General features: G+C 27.3%; 19 protein-coding genes. 16 read left to right on the top strand and 3 right to left on the bottom strand.

From position 1 onward, the window contains the following. From AACK86_RS04000 to gatB, 11 genes are all read left to right on the top strand, one after another. A complete protein-coding gene (locus tag AACK86_RS04000; RefSeq protein WP_338981447.1) occupies positions 1-915 on the top strand; it encodes an RluA family pseudouridine synthase in 915 nt (304 codons plus the stop codon). 39 nt (positions 916-954) lie between these two features. Further along, positions 955-2,832 carry a hypothetical protein gene (locus tag AACK86_RS03995; protein WP_338981445.1) on the top strand — a complete coding sequence of 626 codons (1,878 nt, stop codon included), beginning with the start codon at positions 955-957 and terminating at the stop codon, positions 2,830-2,832. A gap of 15 nt (positions 2,833-2,847) precedes the next feature. Next, a complete protein-coding gene (locus AACK86_RS03990) occupies positions 2,848-4,002 on the top strand; it encodes an EamA family transporter (protein ID WP_338981443.1) in 1,155 nt (384 codons plus the stop codon). Between the two features lie 68 nt (positions 4,003-4,070). Continuing rightward, the gene (locus AACK86_RS07625; RefSeq protein ID WP_422398216.1) at positions 4,071-4,523 is read left to right on the top strand and encodes a transposase family protein; all 453 of its coding nucleotides are present in this window, start codon (positions 4,071-4,073) and stop codon (positions 4,521-4,523) included. After that, complete coding sequence (locus tag AACK86_RS07620; protein ID WP_422398364.1) at positions 4,508-4,621, top strand: hypothetical protein; 114 nt, start codon at positions 4,508-4,510, stop codon at positions 4,619-4,621. Before AACK86_RS07625 ends, AACK86_RS07620 begins: the two co-directional genes overlap by 16 nt. Next, positions 4,603-4,884 carry a transposase family protein gene (locus AACK86_RS07615; RefSeq protein WP_422398363.1) on the top strand — a complete coding sequence of 94 codons (282 nt, stop codon included), beginning with the start codon at positions 4,603-4,605 and terminating at the stop codon, positions 4,882-4,884. The genes AACK86_RS07620 and AACK86_RS07615 overlap by 19 nt, the downstream gene beginning before the upstream one ends. 264 nt (positions 4,885-5,148) lie before the next feature. Continuing rightward, on the top strand, positions 5,149-5,406 hold the full coding sequence (locus AACK86_RS03980) for a hypothetical protein (protein WP_338981441.1): 258 nt from the start codon (positions 5,149-5,151) through the stop codon (positions 5,404-5,406). A gap of 133 nt (positions 5,407-5,539) precedes the next feature. Then, the gene (gene ligA / locus AACK86_RS03975) at positions 5,540-7,546 is read left to right on the top strand and encodes an NAD-dependent DNA ligase LigA (protein ID WP_338981439.1); all 2,007 of its coding nucleotides are present in this window, start codon (positions 5,540-5,542) and stop codon (positions 7,544-7,546) included. 6 nt (positions 7,547-7,552) lie between these two features. After that, entirely contained in the window at positions 7,553-7,846 is a 294-nt protein-coding gene (locus AACK86_RS03970; protein WP_338967449.1) for an Asp-tRNA(Asn)/Glu-tRNA(Gln) amidotransferase subunit GatC, read from the top strand. Beyond that, entirely contained in the window at positions 7,846-9,312 is a 1,467-nt protein-coding gene (locus tag AACK86_RS03965; protein ID WP_338981437.1) for an amidase family protein, read from the top strand. Before AACK86_RS03970 ends, AACK86_RS03965 begins: the two co-directional genes overlap by 1 nt. Continuing rightward, positions 9,313-10,755: an Asp-tRNA(Asn)/Glu-tRNA(Gln) amidotransferase subunit GatB gene (gene gatB, locus AACK86_RS03960; RefSeq protein ID WP_422398362.1), complete on the top strand. Its 1,443-nt coding sequence runs from the start codon at positions 9,313-9,315 to the stop codon at positions 10,753-10,755. A 31-nt stretch (positions 10,756-10,786) separates the two neighbouring features. On the opposite strand, the gene AACK86_RS03955 is transcribed toward gatB, so the two are convergent. Then, complete coding sequence (locus AACK86_RS03955) at positions 10,787-11,476, bottom strand: TrkA family potassium uptake protein (RefSeq protein ID WP_338981433.1); 690 nt, start codon at positions 11,474-11,476, stop codon at positions 10,787-10,789. A 125-nt stretch (positions 11,477-11,601) separates the two neighbouring features. Here AACK86_RS03955 and AACK86_RS03950 point away from each other — a divergent pair, with 125 nt between their 5' ends. The 4 genes from AACK86_RS03950 to AACK86_RS03935 all read left to right on the top strand — a co-directional run bounded on the left by AACK86_RS03950 (position 11,602) and on the right by AACK86_RS03935 (position 16,689). Then, positions 11,602-13,353, top strand: coding sequence for a TrkH family potassium uptake protein (locus AACK86_RS03950; protein ID WP_338981431.1), 1,752 nt, complete (start codon positions 11,602-11,604; stop codon positions 13,351-13,353). 11 nt (positions 13,354-13,364) lie between these two features. Further along, positions 13,365-14,270 carry a bifunctional 5,10-methylenetetrahydrofolate dehydrogenase/5,10-methenyltetrahydrofolate cyclohydrolase gene (locus AACK86_RS03945; protein ID WP_338981429.1) on the top strand — a complete coding sequence of 302 codons (906 nt, stop codon included), beginning with the start codon at positions 13,365-13,367 and terminating at the stop codon, positions 14,268-14,270. Positions 14,271-14,276: 6 nt separating this feature from the next. Then, positions 14,277-14,966: a hypothetical protein gene (locus tag AACK86_RS03940; RefSeq protein WP_338981427.1), complete on the top strand. Its 690-nt coding sequence runs from the start codon at positions 14,277-14,279 to the stop codon at positions 14,964-14,966. A 169-nt stretch (positions 14,967-15,135) separates the two neighbouring features. Beyond that, the gene (locus tag AACK86_RS03935) at positions 15,136-16,689 is read left to right on the top strand and encodes a hypothetical protein (RefSeq protein ID WP_338981425.1); all 1,554 of its coding nucleotides are present in this window, start codon (positions 15,136-15,138) and stop codon (positions 16,687-16,689) included. An 81-nt stretch (positions 16,690-16,770) separates the two neighbouring features. Here the strand turns inward: AACK86_RS03935 and AACK86_RS03930 are convergent, their stop codons facing one another. Together AACK86_RS03930 and def are read right to left on the bottom strand one after the other, a co-directional pair. Then, positions 16,771-18,546: a ribonuclease J gene (locus AACK86_RS03930; protein ID WP_338981423.1), complete on the bottom strand. Its 1,776-nt coding sequence runs from the start codon at positions 18,544-18,546 to the stop codon at positions 16,771-16,773. 159 nt (positions 18,547-18,705) lie between these two features. Beyond that, complete coding sequence (gene def, locus AACK86_RS03925) at positions 18,706-19,284, bottom strand: peptide deformylase (RefSeq protein WP_338981421.1); 579 nt, start codon at positions 19,282-19,284, stop codon at positions 18,706-18,708. Between the two features lie 82 nt (positions 19,285-19,366). Between def and rsmD the strand changes: the two genes are divergently transcribed. Beyond that, positions 19,367-19,936, top strand: a complete 570-nt coding sequence (gene rsmD, locus AACK86_RS03920; RefSeq protein ID WP_338981419.1) for a 16S rRNA (guanine(966)-N(2))-methyltransferase RsmD — start codon at positions 19,367-19,369, stop codon at positions 19,934-19,936. Positions 19,937-19,940 lie beyond the last annotated feature (4 nt).

Below are 19,940 nucleotides of genomic sequence, written 5' to 3'. Positions count from 1 at the left end.
ATGGTACAATTTGTTATTGATGAAAATGATGCTCATCAAACAATTATTAAATTTATGCGAAAAACTTTTAATACTGTTCCTTTACGACTACTTTATAAGTTATTTCGTTTAAAAAAGATAAAATTAAATGGTGAAGTTATTACTGATTTGAAGTATTATTTAAAACCTAATGATACGATTATTGTTTTAGATAATTTAACTTTCAAAAATGAAGTAAAAAAGCAATTTGCTAGTCAAATTGCTTTAACAATTATTTATGAAGACGAATATATTTTAATTGTTGATAAACCCCATAATGTTTTAATTCACCATCCTGTGGGTGATTGTTTAGATTTAGCAGTTCGTAAGTATTTGCAAATTAATAACAGTTATTCTTTTACTATTAGTCATGTACATCGTTTAGATAAATTAACAAGAGGTTTAGTAATTTATGCGAAAAAGAAAATTGCTTTAAATATTTTTCATCAATTTTGAAATCAAAATAATATTACTAAAAAATATTTAGCGTTATTAGCTACTAATAAGGAATTACCATTAGTTGTTAAAGGTTATATATTTCAAGATATTATGCAAGGAAAAATGGTATTTAGTCCTAAATTAGAATTGCCAAATTGTAAAGTAGCAGTAACGAAGTTTAAAATGTTTAAAAAAGTATTAAAGTTTAGTTGATATGAGATCCAACTGATTACGGGAAGAAAACATCAAATTAGAGCATCTTGTGAATATTTAAAAACACCAATTGTGGGTGACATTAAATATGGTTCTAAATATAATTTAAATGATCGTATTATGCTTTTTGCTTATAAGTTAGAGTTTAAAAATTTACCGGTTCCTTTGGATTATTTAAATAATAAACAATTTGTTTTACCAGATATTGATAAGATATTAGAAATAAATAGCAGAGAAATTAATTAAGTTTGTGATAAAATGATTTAAATTGAAGGGGAATGGCCAATGTATTCAACAAGCAAAAGTTTTTTTAATACACTGTTAGGAATTATTGGAACATTTTTAGGTTCAGTTTTTCAGTTTGTTCTTATTTATTTAATAATTAAATATTATGGGGCGAAGATGAATGGATTAGTACGAACTATTATGGCAATTTCATTTACTATTGGTTTGGCTGAGAGTAGTTTAGGAATTATGGGAATTTTTTATTTGTATCATCCCTTAGCAAAGAAAGATTGAATTACTGTTAATGATATTGTTGGTACGATTAAAAATAATTATATTAAAACGGGGATAATTTATTTATCATTAGTTATTTTTTTAGGTTTAGGCTTTTCTTTGTATGCCTATTGAAATAATGTTAGTGAAATTATTACTGATGATGTTATTCAAGTGATGCCGTTTTGACAATTATGAATTATTATCATATCGTTGTCATTAAAAAATTTAATTTCATTTTTCATTGTTGGTGCTTATGAAAATTTAATTCAAGCAGATAATGGTAATTATTTTAATCGGATTGTGCATTTAACTTGTGATTTATTAGTTTTTACAGGTGTTATTTTGTGAATGTGGATTAGTGCTAGAAATGGCAATCCCAATGCTTATTTACCATTTTTAGTTTATATTTTTCATGGAATTATTAAATCAATTTTAATTTATATTTATGTGAAATTAAAGTATCCATGATTGCAAACTAAAGAGTGAACTAAAAATGATAAATTATTGCAAGAGAGTAACTATGTAGCGGTTAAAAGTTATGCGGTAGCAATTTTTAATAATATTGATTTTGTTTTAATTTCTTTATTTATTGGTTTTCGTACAGCGTCAGCGTATTCCATATATATGACGGTGGCGATAAATATGAGAGTAATTATGCTATTATTTATTACTTCGTTTAAAGACTTTTTTGGTACATGAATTTCTTATCAAGGAAGAATTCGTTGGAATACATTTGTTAAATTTGAATTGTTTGCTTATATGGTGGCTGCTTTTATGTTTGTTGTGCAATTTATTATGTCACCATATTTTGTTAATGGCTTATATGGTGAATTGAAGGTTCAAATGCTAGCAACTGTTAGAAGTTCTAGTAATCCAGAGTTTGAGAATATTGCGATTAAGACTATTTTTGATACCCCACATTTATCGCTAATTTTTGCTATTAATTCAGCATTATTAATGATAACTGAACCGGCGAGTATTTTAATTTATGGTGCGGGAAGACATCGTGAAACTACGAAGCATGCTTATATACAAGTGGTTATTAGTTTGATTATTAGTTTAATTTTAGGGTCAGTTTTTACATATTATTTAAAAGATGCACAGTTAACAATTTATGCTTTAGTATTATCAACAACTTTTGGATTATTTTATCGTTGAATTTATAGTAGTAGTTATACTTGGAAGTATTTAACATATAATAGTAATGCTCGGTTTTGATGAAAGAATTTGGCAATTATTATTATTCCAATGATTTTTTCAATTGTTATTGCTTATAAATTAATTTTTTCTAATCCTTATTATCAATTTGCTAACTATGAACAATTGTCGTCACAATTACGAATTAAAGGAATTATAAAATTATTTATGTTAATTCTTGTTATTTCTGTTCCGGGGATTATGTTATTAGCGGCGATTACTGAACCTTTGCAGTTAATGGCGATATTATCGCGAAGTTCATTAACTAATTGGATTATTGTTCGTTTAAAAAAACAATTGAAAAATAAAGATGATTTTTATACAAAAGATGAATTGATCGCTTTTGATGATCCCGATAAAATTAAAGTTCATAGTATTGAAGCCGAAGATAAATGAAAAGATAATGAGCGAACAAATACTAAAAATAAGCAACAAGCAATTTATACATTAACAGGTAAAAATTAATTTAAGGAGAAAAAAATGAGTTTACAAAAATTTAATGTTCATTTTACAAAGCAAGAGTTACTCACGGGTACAGGAATTGGTGTTATTTCAGCTTTTATGTATTCATTAGCACCATTACTAATTATTTTTTTAGATACGCGAGCATTAAATAGTTTTATTTTAGCAACAATGCAAGAATTTGTTTCTTGAATTTTAGTTGTTTGTCTTACTAATAAACCATTAAAGTTTTTAAAACAAATCTGGAAAAATACTAAAAGTATGTTAGGAATGATTGTAATTATTGCTGGTATTTTTGGTGGTCCGATTGCGCAAGTGTTGTATATTTTATCAATTCAATTGGCAGCCCAAATGAGTGCTACGGCAACAGTGTTAGTAAATATTGCCCCAATTTTTACAGCTTTATTATCAAGGTTATTATTAGAAGAAAGAGTATCTTTTATTGCTTGGGCTGGATTACTTTTAACATCTTTAGCGGTTATTGGTTTGGTTATTTGACAAATTATTACTGAGTTTAATAAAACAATATTAAGTCCTGATCCTAGTGATATTCAACCGTGAGTAAAAGCTACTTGGGCAATAATTTTGTCATTGTTAACGGCGATTTTATATGCAATTGAATCAACAATTCTTCATTTTGCAATGAGTAAGTCTAAAAATAAAATTGATGAGAAAGATGCATTAATTTTAAAAGCGTTTAGTTCATCGTGGATAATGTTAATTTTTGTTTTACCAATAGTTTCAGTAATAGGTGGGGGTTATGGTTATGAAGGCTGAGTTCAATTTAGAATTTTTGGTGAATTGAAGGGGTTAACATTTTTATTTATTATCATTTCTAGTTTTGCGATTGCAATTGGGCGAATTTTATTTTTTCGCAGTATTAAAATTTTAAATGGTTCTTTTGGAATTGCTGCTCAATTGGCGATGTTGTTATGAACGCCGTTGCTTTCTTTAGCAATTTTTGGTTTATATAAAGTTACTAATTGTAATTTTGGTATTATTCAATCTAATATTTTAGATATGCAAATTAAAGATTTGTATTTGGGTGCTACGCAATGAGAATATTATGTCTTTTTAGTTCCAGTGCTTATTGGGTTAATATTGTTGCTGTTTAATGAAAAATTTTTAAAAAAAGATAAGGATGTTTGAATACCTCCAATGGAGTTGAAATAATAGACTTCTTGCGATACCTTTTTTATTAAAATATTCTTATAAAATATAATTTATGAGGATATCAAAATATGAACAATAATAAATTTAATACTTTTAATGATAAAGAATGGTTAAGATTAACAGGAATAAAAAAATCCACTTTTAATAAAATGTTAGATATTTTACAAGTAGCTGAAATAGAAAAATTTAAAAAAGGTGGTAAAACTAATAAATTATCACTAGAAAATAGATTATTGATGACTTTATCATATTGACGAGAATATCAGACTTATTTTCATCTTGGTAAAAATTTCGGAATTAGTGAAGCTAATTGTTATCGCAATATCAAGTGAATTGAAGATATTTTAATTAAAAACTCTGATTTTCAACAACTTGCTGGTAAAAAAGCACTAATAAATGATTATTTTAATGATAAAACTATTATTATTGATGCTACCGAAACTCCAATCCAACGCCCAAAAAAAGACAAAAACAATCTTATTCTGGTAAAAAGAAAAAACACACCATTAAAACACAAGTAATTATCGAACAAGAAACCAGAAAAATTATTGCAACAAGTTTTTCACTTGGGAAAAAACATGATTATGCTTTATTTAAAGAATCAAAAATCCCAAATTAATAGTTGATAGTGGTTATCAAGGAATACAAAAAATTCACAATAATGTTCTAATACCTACAAAGAAAACAAAGAAAAACCATTTAAATAAAGCACAAAAACAACATAATAGACTAGTTTCAAAAATGAGAATTATTATTGAAAATATTTTTGCTATTCTTAAAAAATTTAAAATTATGACAGAAAAATATCGTAATCGTAGAAAAAGATTTGGTTTAAGATTTAATTTAATTGCCTCAATTTATAATTTGCAATTATTAATTTAACATAAAAGATTTATTTAAAATTAAAGAATTTAAATAATAAATTCATTTTTTGTTGTGGCAAAATATTAATTTTTTAGATAAAAGACATAATTAATTAAAATTATATTTTTCTATTACTGTCTTTTTACAAATATTTGTAATTTTTTTAATAGGTTATGCAAGAAGTCTAATATATAATTAGTTTAAAGTTTTACTTTTTTATATTTTTTTGTTATTATTAAATATTGATGCGTATATACTTATATAAAAAGGGAGATATATAATATGGATTTATTAGGTGCTTGAGGTATTATTGGTTTTATTGCGATGATTTTATTAGGAATAGAATTAGTGTTTGTGGCGATATGAAGTCTTGATCGTTTACTTGTAAAGCGTAAAAAAGCAGTTAAAGCAACTAGCATAGAAGAACAAGATAATACTATTGAAGAAGTTAAGGTTGAAGAAGTTGAGTTAGATGAAATTGCAGTTCCAACTACTAGTAGTGCCAGAAGAACAACAAGAAACAAAGTTATAATATGTTAAAAAGTCAATCAATAAATAATTGATTGACTTTTTATTTATTACTAGTTAGAGTTTAATTTATTAAATTATGAAGTAATTAGTCATAATTAATATATGTTATAATTTAATGGTGAAATATTATGGGGTGGCTCGAATGAATGAAAAATTAGCAAAAAAGGAAATTTTGCGGTTAAGAAAGTTAATTGAGCAGTGAAATAATGAGTATTATTTAGAAAATAAACCATCAGTTAGTGATGAATACTATGATGCGAAGATGAAAAATTTACAACAATTAGAAAATGATTTTCCGCAGTTTTTAAGCAAAAATTCACCAACACAATCTGTTAGTGGCAAAGTAGCTTATGGTTTTAATAAAGTTCAGCATAGTTATCCAATGTTAAGTTTAAATAATGCTTTTACCGAAGAAGATTTAATTAATTTTGATAATCAGATAAAATCTTTAACTGGTCAAGAAAGTATTGAATATCTTTGTGAATTAAAAATTGATGGTTTGTCGGTTTCGTTGCAGTATGATAATGGTTTTTTAATATCAGCAGCCACTAGAGGTGATGGTATTACTGGTGAAAATGTTACTGATAATGTTAAAACAATTGCTAATATTCCGCAAAAGATTGAATTAGTAAATAAGTTGTTAGTACGGGGTGAAGTATTTTTAGCTAAAAGTGATTTTAAAGATTTAAATGAATTGCGTTCTAAAGAAAAAATGCCAGTATTTGCTAATCCGCGTAATGCTGCTGCTGGTAGTTTACGCCAATTAGATGCAAACATTACGGCAAGTCGTAATTTAAAAGTTTTTTTATATTATTATGTTAATGGTCAAGAAAATGGGATGAAAACCCAAGAGGAAGTTTTAGTGACATTAAAAAAATTAGGTTTTCCAATTAATAATGAATATCGTTTATGCAATAGTATTACTGAAGTATGAGAATATATAAAAGAATATGACCTTAAAAGAAAACAATTAGATTATGATACTGATGGCATTGTAATTAAAATTAATGATTTATCATTATATAATATTATTGGACAAACAAGTAAAAGCCCTAAATGAGCAATAGCATACAAATATGCTGGTATTGTGGTAACGACTAAATTACTAGATATCTTTGCATCAATTGGAAGAACGGGTAAAGTAACATATAATGCTAAACTAGAACCAGTAAATTTACAAGGAACAGTTGTTAAGGCGGCGACATTGCATAATGCTGATTATATTATTAATCGTGATATTCGGATTGGTGATGTTGTATTAATTAAAAAAGCTGGTGATATTATTCCTGAAGTTATTAATCCCGTTTTAAAGTTAAGAAAAGAAGGAAATGAACCTTGAAAATTAATTGAATATTGTCCAAATTGTAATAGTAAATTAGAAAATGCTGTTTTAGAAGTTGATCAGTATTGTATTAATATTAATTGTTCACAAAGAATTGTTCGTTCATTAATACATTATTGTTCAAGAAGAGCGATGGATATTAGTGGTGTTAGTGAGAAAATAATTATTCGGTTGTATCAATTAGGTTGATTAAAAAAAGTTAGTGATTTATATTTATTGGAAAATCGGAAACAAGATATTATTGCTTTAGATAATTTTGGTGAAAAATCATTTAATAATATGATTAAGGCAATTAATCGTTCAAAGATGAAGTCATTGCAACATTTGTTATTTGGTTTAGGAATTCGTCATATTGGTGAGAAAACTGCTTTGCAGTTAGCAAAACATTATGAAGATATTGATAATTTACTTAAAGCTAAAAGTGAGCAGTTAGAAATGATCTATGATATTGGTGCGGTCATTATTGAAAGTGTGATTGATTGATTTTCACATCAAAAAAATTTACAATTAATTAATGATTTAAAAATTTATGGTGTTAATATGAAATATTTTCCAATGGCAAATGATAATAAAAATAATCCTTTTTTAAATAAAACAGTTGTGATTACGGGAACATTCACAAAACCAAGAAGTTATTATGTTGAAGAATTACAAGCATTTAATGCTAATATTACTAATACAGTTAGTAAAAATACTGATTATTTATTAGTTGGTAGTAATGCTGGCAGTAAATTAGAAAGTGCTAAAAAATTTAATATTAAAATTTTAACATTAGCAGAGTATGAGCAATTAAAAGAAGGAGTGTAAGTAGTAGTGGAAAATATTACTTCGGAATTATTACGAGAAATTACTAATAATTTAATGTTAGAGTTGGAAGAAGAAGAGTATAAGTTATTAGCAGAAGAGTTTTATATTGTTTTAGAACAAATGAAGTTAGTACAGACAATTGATGTGGAAGGTTATGAACCAATGCATTATCCATTTTTAAATTCGCAACATTTATTACGCGAAGATGATAATGTAATGATTAATGAACAATCACTTGTTTTGCAAAATGCGTGAGAAGTAAAAGATGATTATATTGTTATTAATAGGGTGGTTGAATAATGATGAAAATGACAATTGAATTATTGCATCAGCAATTATTACAGAAGAAAACATCACCGATTAAAATTGTTCGTGATGCGATTGCTAAGGCAAAAAAATATGAACATTATAATGGTGTTGTTAAATTATTAGAAGAAGAAGCGATGGTCATTGCTAAGCATTTGGAATCAATGCCAATTCCTGAAAATAATTATTTATTTGCTATACCTTATGCCGTTAAAGATAATTTAGCAACTAAGAACATTGTAACTAGTGGAGGAACAAAAATTTTGGAAAATTTTGTGCCGACATTTGATAGTAAAGTAGTTAAAGATATTAATGATTATCAAGCTGTTAATATTGCTAAAACAACGCTTGATGAATTAGGAATGGGTGGTACTGGTTTGGATAGTTTTACGGGTTTTGTTTATAATCCGTGAAATAAAAATCATATTACGGGGGGTAGTTCGTCAGGAAGCGCGGCGTTGGTTGCTTTGGGTGTTGTTCCGTTTGCCTTGGCAAGTGATACGGGTGATTCGATTAGAAAACCAGCATCGTATACAGGGATTGTTGGTATTAAACCGACTTATGGACTTATTTCTCGCTATGGATTATTTCCTTATGCACCGTCTTTAGATACTGTTGGTGTGCTTGCTAATACTGTTCGTGATTGTGCAATTGTTATGGATGCGACGGTTAAGTTTGATGCGAATGATTTGACTAGTCAACAAGCAAAGGAAAAAGATTATTTGCAAAATCTTAGTGCTGATATTAAAAAATATCGTTTGGCAACTATTAAGTCGGTTAATGATGGTTTGCGACCGTTAACGGGAGTTTTGTGGTCTTCGGTAATTAGTAAATTAAAAGAACAAGGTTTACTTATTGAGGATATTGATTTTCCGCTTGATTTATTAAAAGCATTATTACCAGTTTATATGGTTATTTCGTTTGCTGAAGCTACTAGTTCACAAAGTAATTTAACAGCAGTTAATTTTGGGAAACGAATTAGTAAAGAAGATGATTCTTATCAAAATATTATGATTAAAAGTCGTAGTGTATTGGGAAAGACAGTTAAAAGAAGATATGTTATTGGGGCATATGCTTTGGCACAAGCAAATCAACAGGAATTATTTTTGCAAGCAAAAAAGGTGCGACGAAAAATTGTTGATCATTTTGAAAAAATTTTTACTGATTATGATGGACTGTTATTGCCAGCAACTGGTGGTGATGCGCCAACAATTGAGAAAACTATTAATCATAAATTAGAGTTAAGTGATGTTAATAACTTAACAAATGATGCGTTGTTATTAGCTAATTTTTCGGGTGCGCCTTCAATTACAATTCCTATTGGTTTAGTAAATGAATTGCCATTTGGAATGACAATTAATTGTTTACCATTTGCTGATCAAAAGGCGTTAAATATTGCTTATGGAATTGAAAAAATTATTAACTTTGAAAATTCTTGTCATCATCGAAAGGAAAAATAAATAATGAAATTACAACCTGTTATTGGAATTGAAATTCATATTGAATTAAAAACAAAAACAAAGATGTTTTCTAATAGTCCGGTGACATTTGCTAGTATTCCTAATAGTCAAGTAAATGAAATTGATTTAGGTTATCCGGGAAGTTTACCCTCTATTAATAAGCAAGCTGTAGTATTAGCTATTAGAGCGTGTCAAGCGTTAAATATGAAGATTAATCCAGTATTATCATTTGATCGTAAGAATTATTTTTATCCGGATTTACCTAAAGGATATCAAATAACCCAACAAAATAATCCGATTGGTAGTAGTGGTAAATTAGCGATTACTACTAACAATATACAACAAGATATTTTGATTACGCGGTTGCATTTAGAAGAAGATACCGCTAAACAAATTCATTTAGATAATATTACTTTGTTAGATTATAATCGGGCGGGAATTGGTTTAATTGAGATTGTTAGTGAACCTGTTATTTATGATGTTGAGACGGCAATTAATTATATTGAAACATTGCGTAAGACATTATTACATTTAGGGGTTAGTAATGCTAAAATGAGTGAAGGTTCATTTCGTTGTGATATTAATATTTCTTTACGACCGATAGAAAGTAAGGATTTTTTTAAACGCGTGGAAGTTAAAAATTTAAATTCTTTAAATAATGTTAAAAGAGCGATTGAATTTGAAATTAAACGACAAACTAATTTAATTAATCAAGGAACGCCTTTAAAGAGTAATGAAACACGCAGATTTGATGAAAAAACAAAAACAACAATTTTAATGCGTTCTAAAGAGTCAACGGTTGATTATAAGTATTTTCCCGAACCAAATATAGTTCCGATTATTTTAGAACAGCATTGAATTGAAGAGATTATTAATACTAGTCCAGAATCGTATCCCCAAAAACAAATTCGTTATGTAGAAACATATGGTTTGCATATTAATGAAGTTAATGTTTTGTTACAAGATATTGAATTAACTAATTTTTTTGAAAAGACAATTGAACATACTAAACATTATCGTTTGGTATTAAATATGCTTATTGGTGATATTAGTGCTTATTTGAAACAAAAAGATGCTTCTTTATTAGATACGCAGTTAACAGCGATTAATTTGGTCCAGATGGTTAATATTTTACAACGAAAGGAAATATCACAAAGACAAGCCAAGACATTATTATTACATTTATTAGAAAATAATGTGAGTGTTGAGCAGAGTATTAAACAACTTAACTTACAACAAATAAATGATGAAAAGATAATTAGGAGTTTAATTAAACCGTTTATTTTGGAAAACTTACAAATATTGAAAGATTATCCTTCTCGCCCTGAGCGAGTGTTAAAGTTTTATATGGGACACTTAATGAAAGTTACTAAGGGACAAGTTAATCCTGAAATAGGACAAAGGATTATTGAAGAAATAATTGTTGAAAACATTAGTAATTAATTAAATTTAAAAACAGCACAATGTGCTGTTTTTAAATATCTTCGGTTTCTTTTGCTCCCGTAATGTATTCGTGAATTTCTTGGATGTATTTGTTTTTAGCAATGAATAGAACTTCGTCACCGTAGCTAAGAATGGTATCGGCATCTGGCAGGATAATTTTTTTGTTGTGTTTAATGTGAATGATGTTAACTCTTTTGTTGTTAATTAGTTTGATTTCTTCAAGGGGTTTTCCTAAGATAATTTTGTTTGTGGCTTCAACTAAACTAATGCTAAATTCACCATCAACATCTTTAATGTCAACTTCTAGACCTCATAGGGCTTTTAGGGCAGTTTGTCTTCCTGAGGAAATATCGGGTTTGACAATTTGATTAATCCCAATTGCTCGTAAAATCTTTTCATGAGGATTATTAATAGCTTTAGCAATGATATTGGTAGTTTGTAATTCTTTTAGGTTAACAGCTACTAGAACTGATGATTGAATGTTGCTACCGATAGCAATAATAATGTCATTAATATTTTTAATTCCAATACTTTCTAATGCTTCTAAGTCAGTGGCATCTAATTCGTAGCCGTTAATGTTAGCAAAATTTCCCGTAATTTTTCTGATTTTACTATTATCTTGATCAATAACAATGACATTGTGGTTCATTGATGCTAATGTTTCTGCAACTGCTGTGCCGAAATTACCTAAACCAATTATACAAAATTCTTTTGCTGCCATTATTTAACACCTCTTATATATTTGGAACTATTACCACAAAATTATACTATATTTTATCTTAAAATAATAATCTAAGTATAGTATAATTGGATAATAAACGAGTAATCGGCATCGCGAGGGTCAGAATGAAAGATATTGATAAATTTTCTAATAATAAAAAATATCTTACTTGATTTAAAAAACTTGGTCAAGTTTTTAAAAATATTTTTATTGGTAATACTGTTAATAAGAAAATTTTTCGAAATTATTTATATGCTGTTTTGATGGGAACAATTTTATTAATGACACCTTGAGCTGTTAGTAAGAGTTATCAATGAGATTTTTTAACAGCATTGTTTACTGCTTCAAGTGCATTTTCTGATACTGGATTAAGTTTAATATCGCCAGCTAAAGACTTAACTTTTTTTGGTCAAATTGTTTTATTGTTGCTAATTCAAATTGGTGGTATTGGAATTATGACTTTAAAGATTATTTTGTTTATTGTAATTGGAAAAAATATTAGTATTGAAGAAAGAATGCTTTTGCAATCAGAAAGAGGTAATACTAAACTTGGGGGCACTGTCCAGTTAATTAAAAATGCTTTTTATGTTTTAGCAATTGTGGAAATTACTGGTGGCGTGATGTTATTTTTTTATTTTTATTTTACACCGATTGATTATTTAAATTCTTTAAAATCACAATCAATTAATTCAATTATTGAGCTATTAGGAAAATCGTTTAACACGCCAGATAAATTTAAAGAAATGTTAATTGCTAAGGTTTCTGATTGAGAAAATTTTGTTACTGCGGGCAAGGAATTTCCTAATGAATTAGCACGAATTATTAATGGTTTTACTAATAAATATGATAATAATGCTGTAGGGTTTTTACAAATAATTGATAATGATTATTTGCAACAATTAATTACTAAGAATTTTAATGTTACCTATCGAAATTTTGGTAGTAGTTTTTGATCAGGGATTTTTCATTCGGTTTCAGCTACTAATAATGCTGGTTTTGATATTATTGGCCCTAATTCTTTAAGTCCCTATCGGACACAATATTTTGTTCAAGTAGTTTTTTTAGTTCAACTGATTATTGGTGGTATTGGTTATCCTGTTTTTTATGATTTAAAGCAAAAGTCGGTGGCGCGTTATCGTGGTATTAAAGTTAATTTTTCATTATTTACTAAAATAAGTATGATATACTATTTTTCAATTTCTTTTATTGGTATTTTAGCAGTAATTTTGGTTGAATATTTTGTCCCAACAAAGCTTAGTAATACTTTTATTAATGGTGGTATTAGAAATGTTACTAATACTAATGCTGAAACTTTAATGGCGATTATTTTTAATACTTTTTCAACAAGAAGTGCTGGATATAGTACGATTGATATTAGTTATTTTAAATCTCCCTCAAAGTTTATTTTTTCGATTTTGATGTGGATTGGAGCGTCACCTAGTTCTACTGGTGGTGGAATTAGAACGACAACGCTAGCATTAGTTATGGTGAGTATTATTGCTAGTGCGAGACGAAAAAGTAATATCAATATGTTTAAAGCTAAAGTTCCTAATGAGACAGCAAAGCGTGCAACAGCGGTTTTTATTATGGCGATTTTAATTGTCTTTTTGGCGTCTTTAATTATTATTAGCGAAAATGTGCAGGTGCCGATTGTTGAGGCTTTGTTTATATCTTCGTCGGCATTTGGAACGGCAGGTTTAACAATGATTCCTGATTTTGACCTAACTTTTTCTGATTATGGTGTTATCAGTAAATTATTTTTAATTATTTTAATGTTTATTGGTCAATTAGGAGTATCAAATACTTTATTATTAGCAGCAAGAAAAAATGAAATTGAACGATTTGCATATTTAGAACAAGATGTGCCTATTGGTTAGGAGGAAATATAATGGCAGTTATAATGGATGGAAAAGCGATTGCTAATGAGATTCAAAATAATTTGAAAAACAATATTAGTAATTATTTAGAAAAAAATTTACGAAAACCTCATTTAGTAGTATTTTTGGTGGGAACAGAAGAAGCATCAAAAGTATATGTTAATCACAAAATAAAGGTTTGTGAAAAGTTAGAAATTCAAGTTAGTTTAAAAACTTTTAATAAAAATGTTAGTGAGCAGGACTTATTAACAGTAATTAATAAAGTAAATAATGATGATACGGTTGATGCGATTTTGGTGCAGTTACCATTACCTAAACATCTTAATAAAAATCGGATTTTAGATCATATTAATGCTCATAAAGATGCTGATGGTTTACATTATATTAATGCAGGTAAGTTATTTCAAGGGTTAAAAACGATTGCTCCTTGTACCCCATTAGGAGTAATTAAACTGTTAGAAGCGTATAATATTGATGTTTTTAAAAAAACGGTTACAATGGTCGGAACAAGTAATCTTGTTGGTAAACCTTTGGCTATTATGTTGCATCATTTAGGGGCAACAGTTACATTATGTAATGAAAATACTGTTGATTTAAAAAAGCATACGATTGGTAGTGATATTGTTATTAGTGCTGTTGGTGTTGCTAATTTAATTGATGAAACAATGATTAAAGCTAATGTGATTGTAGTTGATGTGGCTATTGTTCGTGATTTGGAAACAAATCGAATTTGTGGTGATATTAAGTTTGATACGGTTAAAGAAAAAGTTAGTTATATTACTCCAGTTCCTGGTGGTATTGGACCAATGACAATTGCAATGTTAGTAACTAATGTTTATGACTTGTATGTTGTTAATATGAATAAGAAAAATTTGAATGTTGTTAATATGAATAATAAAAGTTTAATTGTGGAGTAGTAATTTATGTGAAATCATTTAGAAATTGTTAATCAAGTTTTATTTATTCTTATTAGTTTTTTATTAAGTATTATTTTTGTTGCTTATCTGGTTTTATCTTTATTGTGATTGATATTTTCTTTTATTAAAAAAGGTAATAGTAAAAATCGTTATGGTGGTGAATATTTAGAAGCTATTTTTCGTCAAGAAAAATATCATTTTAAAATTAAAATAACTAAAGTAACGATGCGTTATTTTAATGTTAAATATTATAAGCAAGAAGTTAATATTAAAACTAGTGATTATTATAACGATAGTATTTTTCATATTTATAATTGTTTAACTTATGTTGCAAAAATAAAATGAAAACAAAATGGTAAAGGGTATGTATTTTTTATTCATCTAGCAAATTTTATGTTTATTTTTGCATTATTATGTTATTTTGGAATGATAATTTTGTTTTTGCAGTTTTATTCACAAGATTTAATTAGTATTACAAATCTTAATTTAATTAGTAGTACGATTGGATACACTAGTTTAGTGGTACTAATTTTAGGTTGAACTTTATGAGTTTATTTTTATGAGTTAATGCGAAAAGATATTTTACTGTTAGCAGAAGATTATTTAAATGAGCAAGAATATGAACGCATTAGAAAAATTACTCTTATAAAAACTATAATTGTGGGTAGTGATTCATTGTTTATATTTACATTTTAAAAAAGTCCCTTCTTTTTTAAAGAAGGAACTTTTTTTATGAAGGAATTAATTTCTAATATGATAAATAAAGATAAATATTGAAATAAAATTAAAATAAAATATAATTAACAATATAATATATAGAATTGGAGAATATTATAAATTAATAGAAGAGTAGAAAGGTGGTAAGATGAGAAATATCTTAAAAAATTTGATTACAATGGTATTAACTGCTATTCCTGTTTTAAGTGTAGTTGCTTGCAGTAAAAATAATGATGATATATCTGAAAGTTCTGAAGAAAATGCTATAGTAGATCCTCTTGTTCAGGCCAAAAATTTAATTAATGAAGAAGTAATGAATAGACATCGCGAAAAAATTTATACTGCTAATAGTTTAGCTTTAAATGATTCCCAAATTAAAAATACTATGGATCCATTAGTTAGTAAAGCAAATCTTGAAAGTTCCGCTGTGTATTTAGAAAATAATGAGCAAATTAGTGAACAGATTTTGCGAATGTTGCAAAATGATTTAATTGGTTCTATTAACAGGAAACTTAAAGACAAAATGATTTATTTTGCAAATATAAAGACTCCGACAAGTTTTATTAAAGATAAGGCTAGATTTATAGTAACAAAAGTATCTTTTGACCAAATGATTAGAGTTCTTGGTGATTTAAAAGGTAAGGAATCACATAAGTTAAATATTAAATTTGATAGTAGAGAGCATTATGTTTATAAACTACAATTATGAATTGAACTTGATTTGGCTTTAAAGCAAGGTCAAGCCACACATAATATTTATCTTGATATTTATTTAACACAGGATAAAAAAGCTTTTACGAATAAGATTACTGAGTTAACGGCGTTAGTACAAGAACATATTAAAGCGAATGTTACCTTTGATTTAGAAAAAATGAATTTTCAAGCTTTAAGTGAAAAAAATATAAAAAACCAAATCTTAAACCAAATTAATACTAATAATGAAGAAAAATTAATTATTTCTAATACGGGTTTACAAACAAATCTATTAATAAATTCTTTAAATTCAACAACAAATCCTAAGGAATATTTAAAATTTTTGAAAATTTCTAATACTATAGAAATGAATACTAAAATAAGTGATTTTCTTACTAAAGATGAAAAATTTCAGAAATCTAATTCTGATTTTGCTACCGCACCGGCAGATAAACAAATTTGCTTGGGAAAATTTGATTTTACTTTTTGAAATGCTACTTATTTTGACTTACCATTGCAGAGAATTGTTTTAAAAGATAATATGATTGTAGCTTCTAAATTATCATTTGAAACACAATTATTGAATATTAGTGAAGTTTTGGTGTACTATTTTTCAAAAGTTTTTTCTGAAAAGAATAAAATTCGAGGTTCTTATAAAGATTCTGTATATCTGATAGTTCCTTCATCTGTATGAAAAAAATATGTGAACTTAACTAATGGTGTTGAAGACAATAAGGTTTTTAATACAGGTAAAAAAATGGATAAGATTTTTCAAGATACAATTGAAGAGTATAATAAAAAATTATTGCTAGAAAGTCGCTTTTCAAGTTCTGTCTTTAAGTCTTTGACTAAAGAAACTAAAATATTGGTTCAATGGGATGCGAAGAAAACACAGGGTGCTTTTCGACGACATTCGGGGTTAAGTAATGCTTCTGTGCAATTAGAAGCTGGATTTTTTACTTTAAATATTATCAAAGATGGTAATTTTTGATACGGTTTAGAGACTTAATGTACAGACAAATGTGGAGACAATAATAAATATATAGATAGTATAAAAAAATTTACTTAAGTAAATCTTAAGTAAATTTTTTTATTTTTTGTTTAAAATTACAGGAATTATTAAAGGATTTCTTCGTTTTATTTTTGAAATATAAGGACTTAGGGTTTCTTTAATTTCTTTTTTGATTGCTCCAAAAGTAGGATGGTTACTAGCTAATACCTTTTTGATTGCCTTTGTTACAATGTTAATTGATTCAGCAATAAGAGCACTGGAATCTTTAACATAAAATGAGCCACGAGAGATAATTGTTGGATTACATAGTAATTCATTAGTCTGACTATTAATGGAAACAACAACAGCAATTAAACCATCATTAGCAAGAATTTGGCGATCACGAGTTATTCTTGTTGTTAAACCAGAAGTATCTTTACCGTCAACATAAATTGCACTAGCTTCAATTCTTTTTCCAAGAATAGCTTTACCTTTGTAAAGATTAATTTGGTCACCATTGGCACAAATAAAGATATTTTCTTTAGCAACCCCAACGCTTTCTGCAGTTTGTCCGTGTGCTTTTAACATACGATAATCACCGTGCATTGGCATAAAGTATGTTGGCTTAATTAAGGTTAGCATTAGTTTTTGCTCTTCTTGTGAAGCGTGTCCTGATGTATGTAAAGAATTAAATGAGGAGTTTTCTAAGACATTAGCCCCTAACCGTGATAAGCGGTTAACAACCATTTCAACACTAGCTTGATTTCCGGGGATAGGACTAGAAGAAAAGATAACGGTATCACCAGGAATAATAGAAATTGCTTTATGAGTTCCAGTTGAAATTCGTGAAAGTGCTGCCATTGGTTCTCCTTGAGAACCTGTACAAATAATTAAAATTTCATCTTTATGATATTGATCAGTTTCGTGAGGTTTAATAAATTGTTTGTCAGAAATCTTTAAATGTCCCATTTCACGAATAATTTTAATAATTCGTTCTAAACTGCGACCAAAAATTAAAATTTTGCGATTGTATTTTTGTGCTACTTCAATAATTTGTTGAATGCGGTGGACATTAGAAGCAAAAGTAGAAATTAAGATTCGTCCTTTAGCTTTTAAAAAGTAATCACTAATATTTTTAATAATTTTTGTTTCGGTCATTGTATAACCTTCAATTTCAGAATTAGTTGAGTCTGATAAAAATAAGGTAACACCCGTTTGCCCCATTTTTGCCATTTCCTCTAAATCTGCTTTATGACCTAATGGTGTTCAATCAAATTTATAATCACCAGTAGTAACGACTTTACCATTAGGAGTATTAATAGCAATGCCAAAAGCATCAGGAATTGAATGATTAACAGCAAAATATTTAAGTTGAAAGTTTTTTAGCAGACCTTTCATTTTATTTTGATCTTCATTGCTACCATCAATTTCAATGATTTTGGTTTTTTGACCAATATTAAATTCTTTTAATCGTTCACGAATTAAGGCTGCTGCTAGTCTTGGCGCATAAATAAAAGGAATATCAATTTCTTTTAAAAGATAAGGAATACCACCAATATGGTCCTCATGGCCGTGAGTAATAAATATTGCTTTTACTTTTTTAGCATTTTCTTTTAAATATGTATAGTCAGGAATAATTGCATCAATTCCTAATAATATTCCTTCGGGAAATTTAACACCAGCGTCAATAATAATGATTTCATCATCATGTTCAATACAATAAGTATTTTTACCAACTTCTTCTAAGCCACCAAGGGCAAATACTTTAGTATTTCTAATATCATCAATAATAATTTCATTATTTTTGTTAGATGTTTGATTTTCATTGAAGATTTTAATTTTGGTATTTGGTTTATTTTTTTGATTTGTTGTCATGAATTTTTACACCCCACTCATTATTAAATGAAAGGTTTACTTAAAATCTTAAAAAATCATTTTTGCAAAATTTTTTTGTAAACATTTTATTTTTGGTTGCCTTTAAATTTAGGCAATTTTAGTTTATTTATTTCTCAGTTGAAATATTTATTACTTCGCTTATAAGTATAACCAATTGTCATTCTTTTTTCAAGGTTCATTTTTATCAATTAGGTCATAGTATAAAATACCTTCTAAATGTTTTTGCTCGTGTTGAAAAACAATTGCTTCATAGCCACGAGCAGTAATCGTAACATTTTTTTTCTTTAAATAATCATAACCAGTAACAATAACTTTAAAATAACGCGGAACAAACCCTTTATGGTAATTATCAATGCTTAAACAACCTTCGCCACTTTTTAAAGCAATAATTTGTTCACTATGAGCTGTAATTTTAGAATTAATTAAGGCATGTTGAATGATAGTTTTTTTATTACTTTTATCAATTTGTTCAATATGAATGTAATACATTTGCTTATTACAACCAATTTGGGGCGCTGCTAATCCCACAGCAGGAATTAGTTTTAGTGATGAGTTTAATGTTTCATTTTGGGAAGTAATAACAAAATCAATTAGTTTTTGCATTATTAATTCATCGTTTTTTGATACTGGAAATAATACAGGTTGACATTTTTCGCGTAATTTAATGTTATCATCTTTAACTAATCATTCATTACTAGGATTGTTGTCTTGGTACATAATTTACTCCTTATTTTGCTTATTTTTATAGATTATAGCATAAGTTTTTAGTATAATTAATATATTATTTATAGGTGAAAAAATGAAAATTATTGCAGGAAAGTATTATAAAAAAAATCTTATTAGTCAACAAAGTACAACAACAAGACCAATTTTAAGTAGAATTAGAGAGAATCTTTTTAATGTTTTAAATAATTATTTTTATTATGAAAATAAAGTGGCATTAGATCTTTTTGCTGGTAGTGGTAGTATTGGTCTTGAAGCATTATCAAGAAACATTAGTTATTGTTATTTTAATGATTATGATTCGCAGGCATTAGAATATTTAAAAAAAAATATTGTTAATTTAAAAGTTGCCGATCATAATTATATGATTACTAACTTATCATATTTGGTATGTTTAAAGTTTTTAGTTAGTAATAATATTAAAATTGATTTAGTTTTTATTAATCCACCGTATAAAGAAATTAGTTATTATTATGAAACAATAAAGTATTTATTGGCACAAAATATTGTTAATAACTATGGTATTATTATGCTTGAATCTAATATTGCATTAGATATTAATTATGAGCATTTAGAATTATTAACAATGAAGAAATATGGTAAAATATTCTTATATTTTTATCGCTACACTATGGAACGGAAGTAATTTC

Origin of the sequence: Spiroplasma endosymbiont of Eupeodes luniger (assembly GCF_964019525.1) — a bacterium.
GTDB lineage: Bacteria > Bacillota_I > Bacilli_A > Mycoplasmatales > Nriv7 > Nriv7.
The sequence above is the reverse complement of the archived record's forward strand: the minus strand, read 5'-3'. Positions and strand labels throughout refer to the sequence as shown.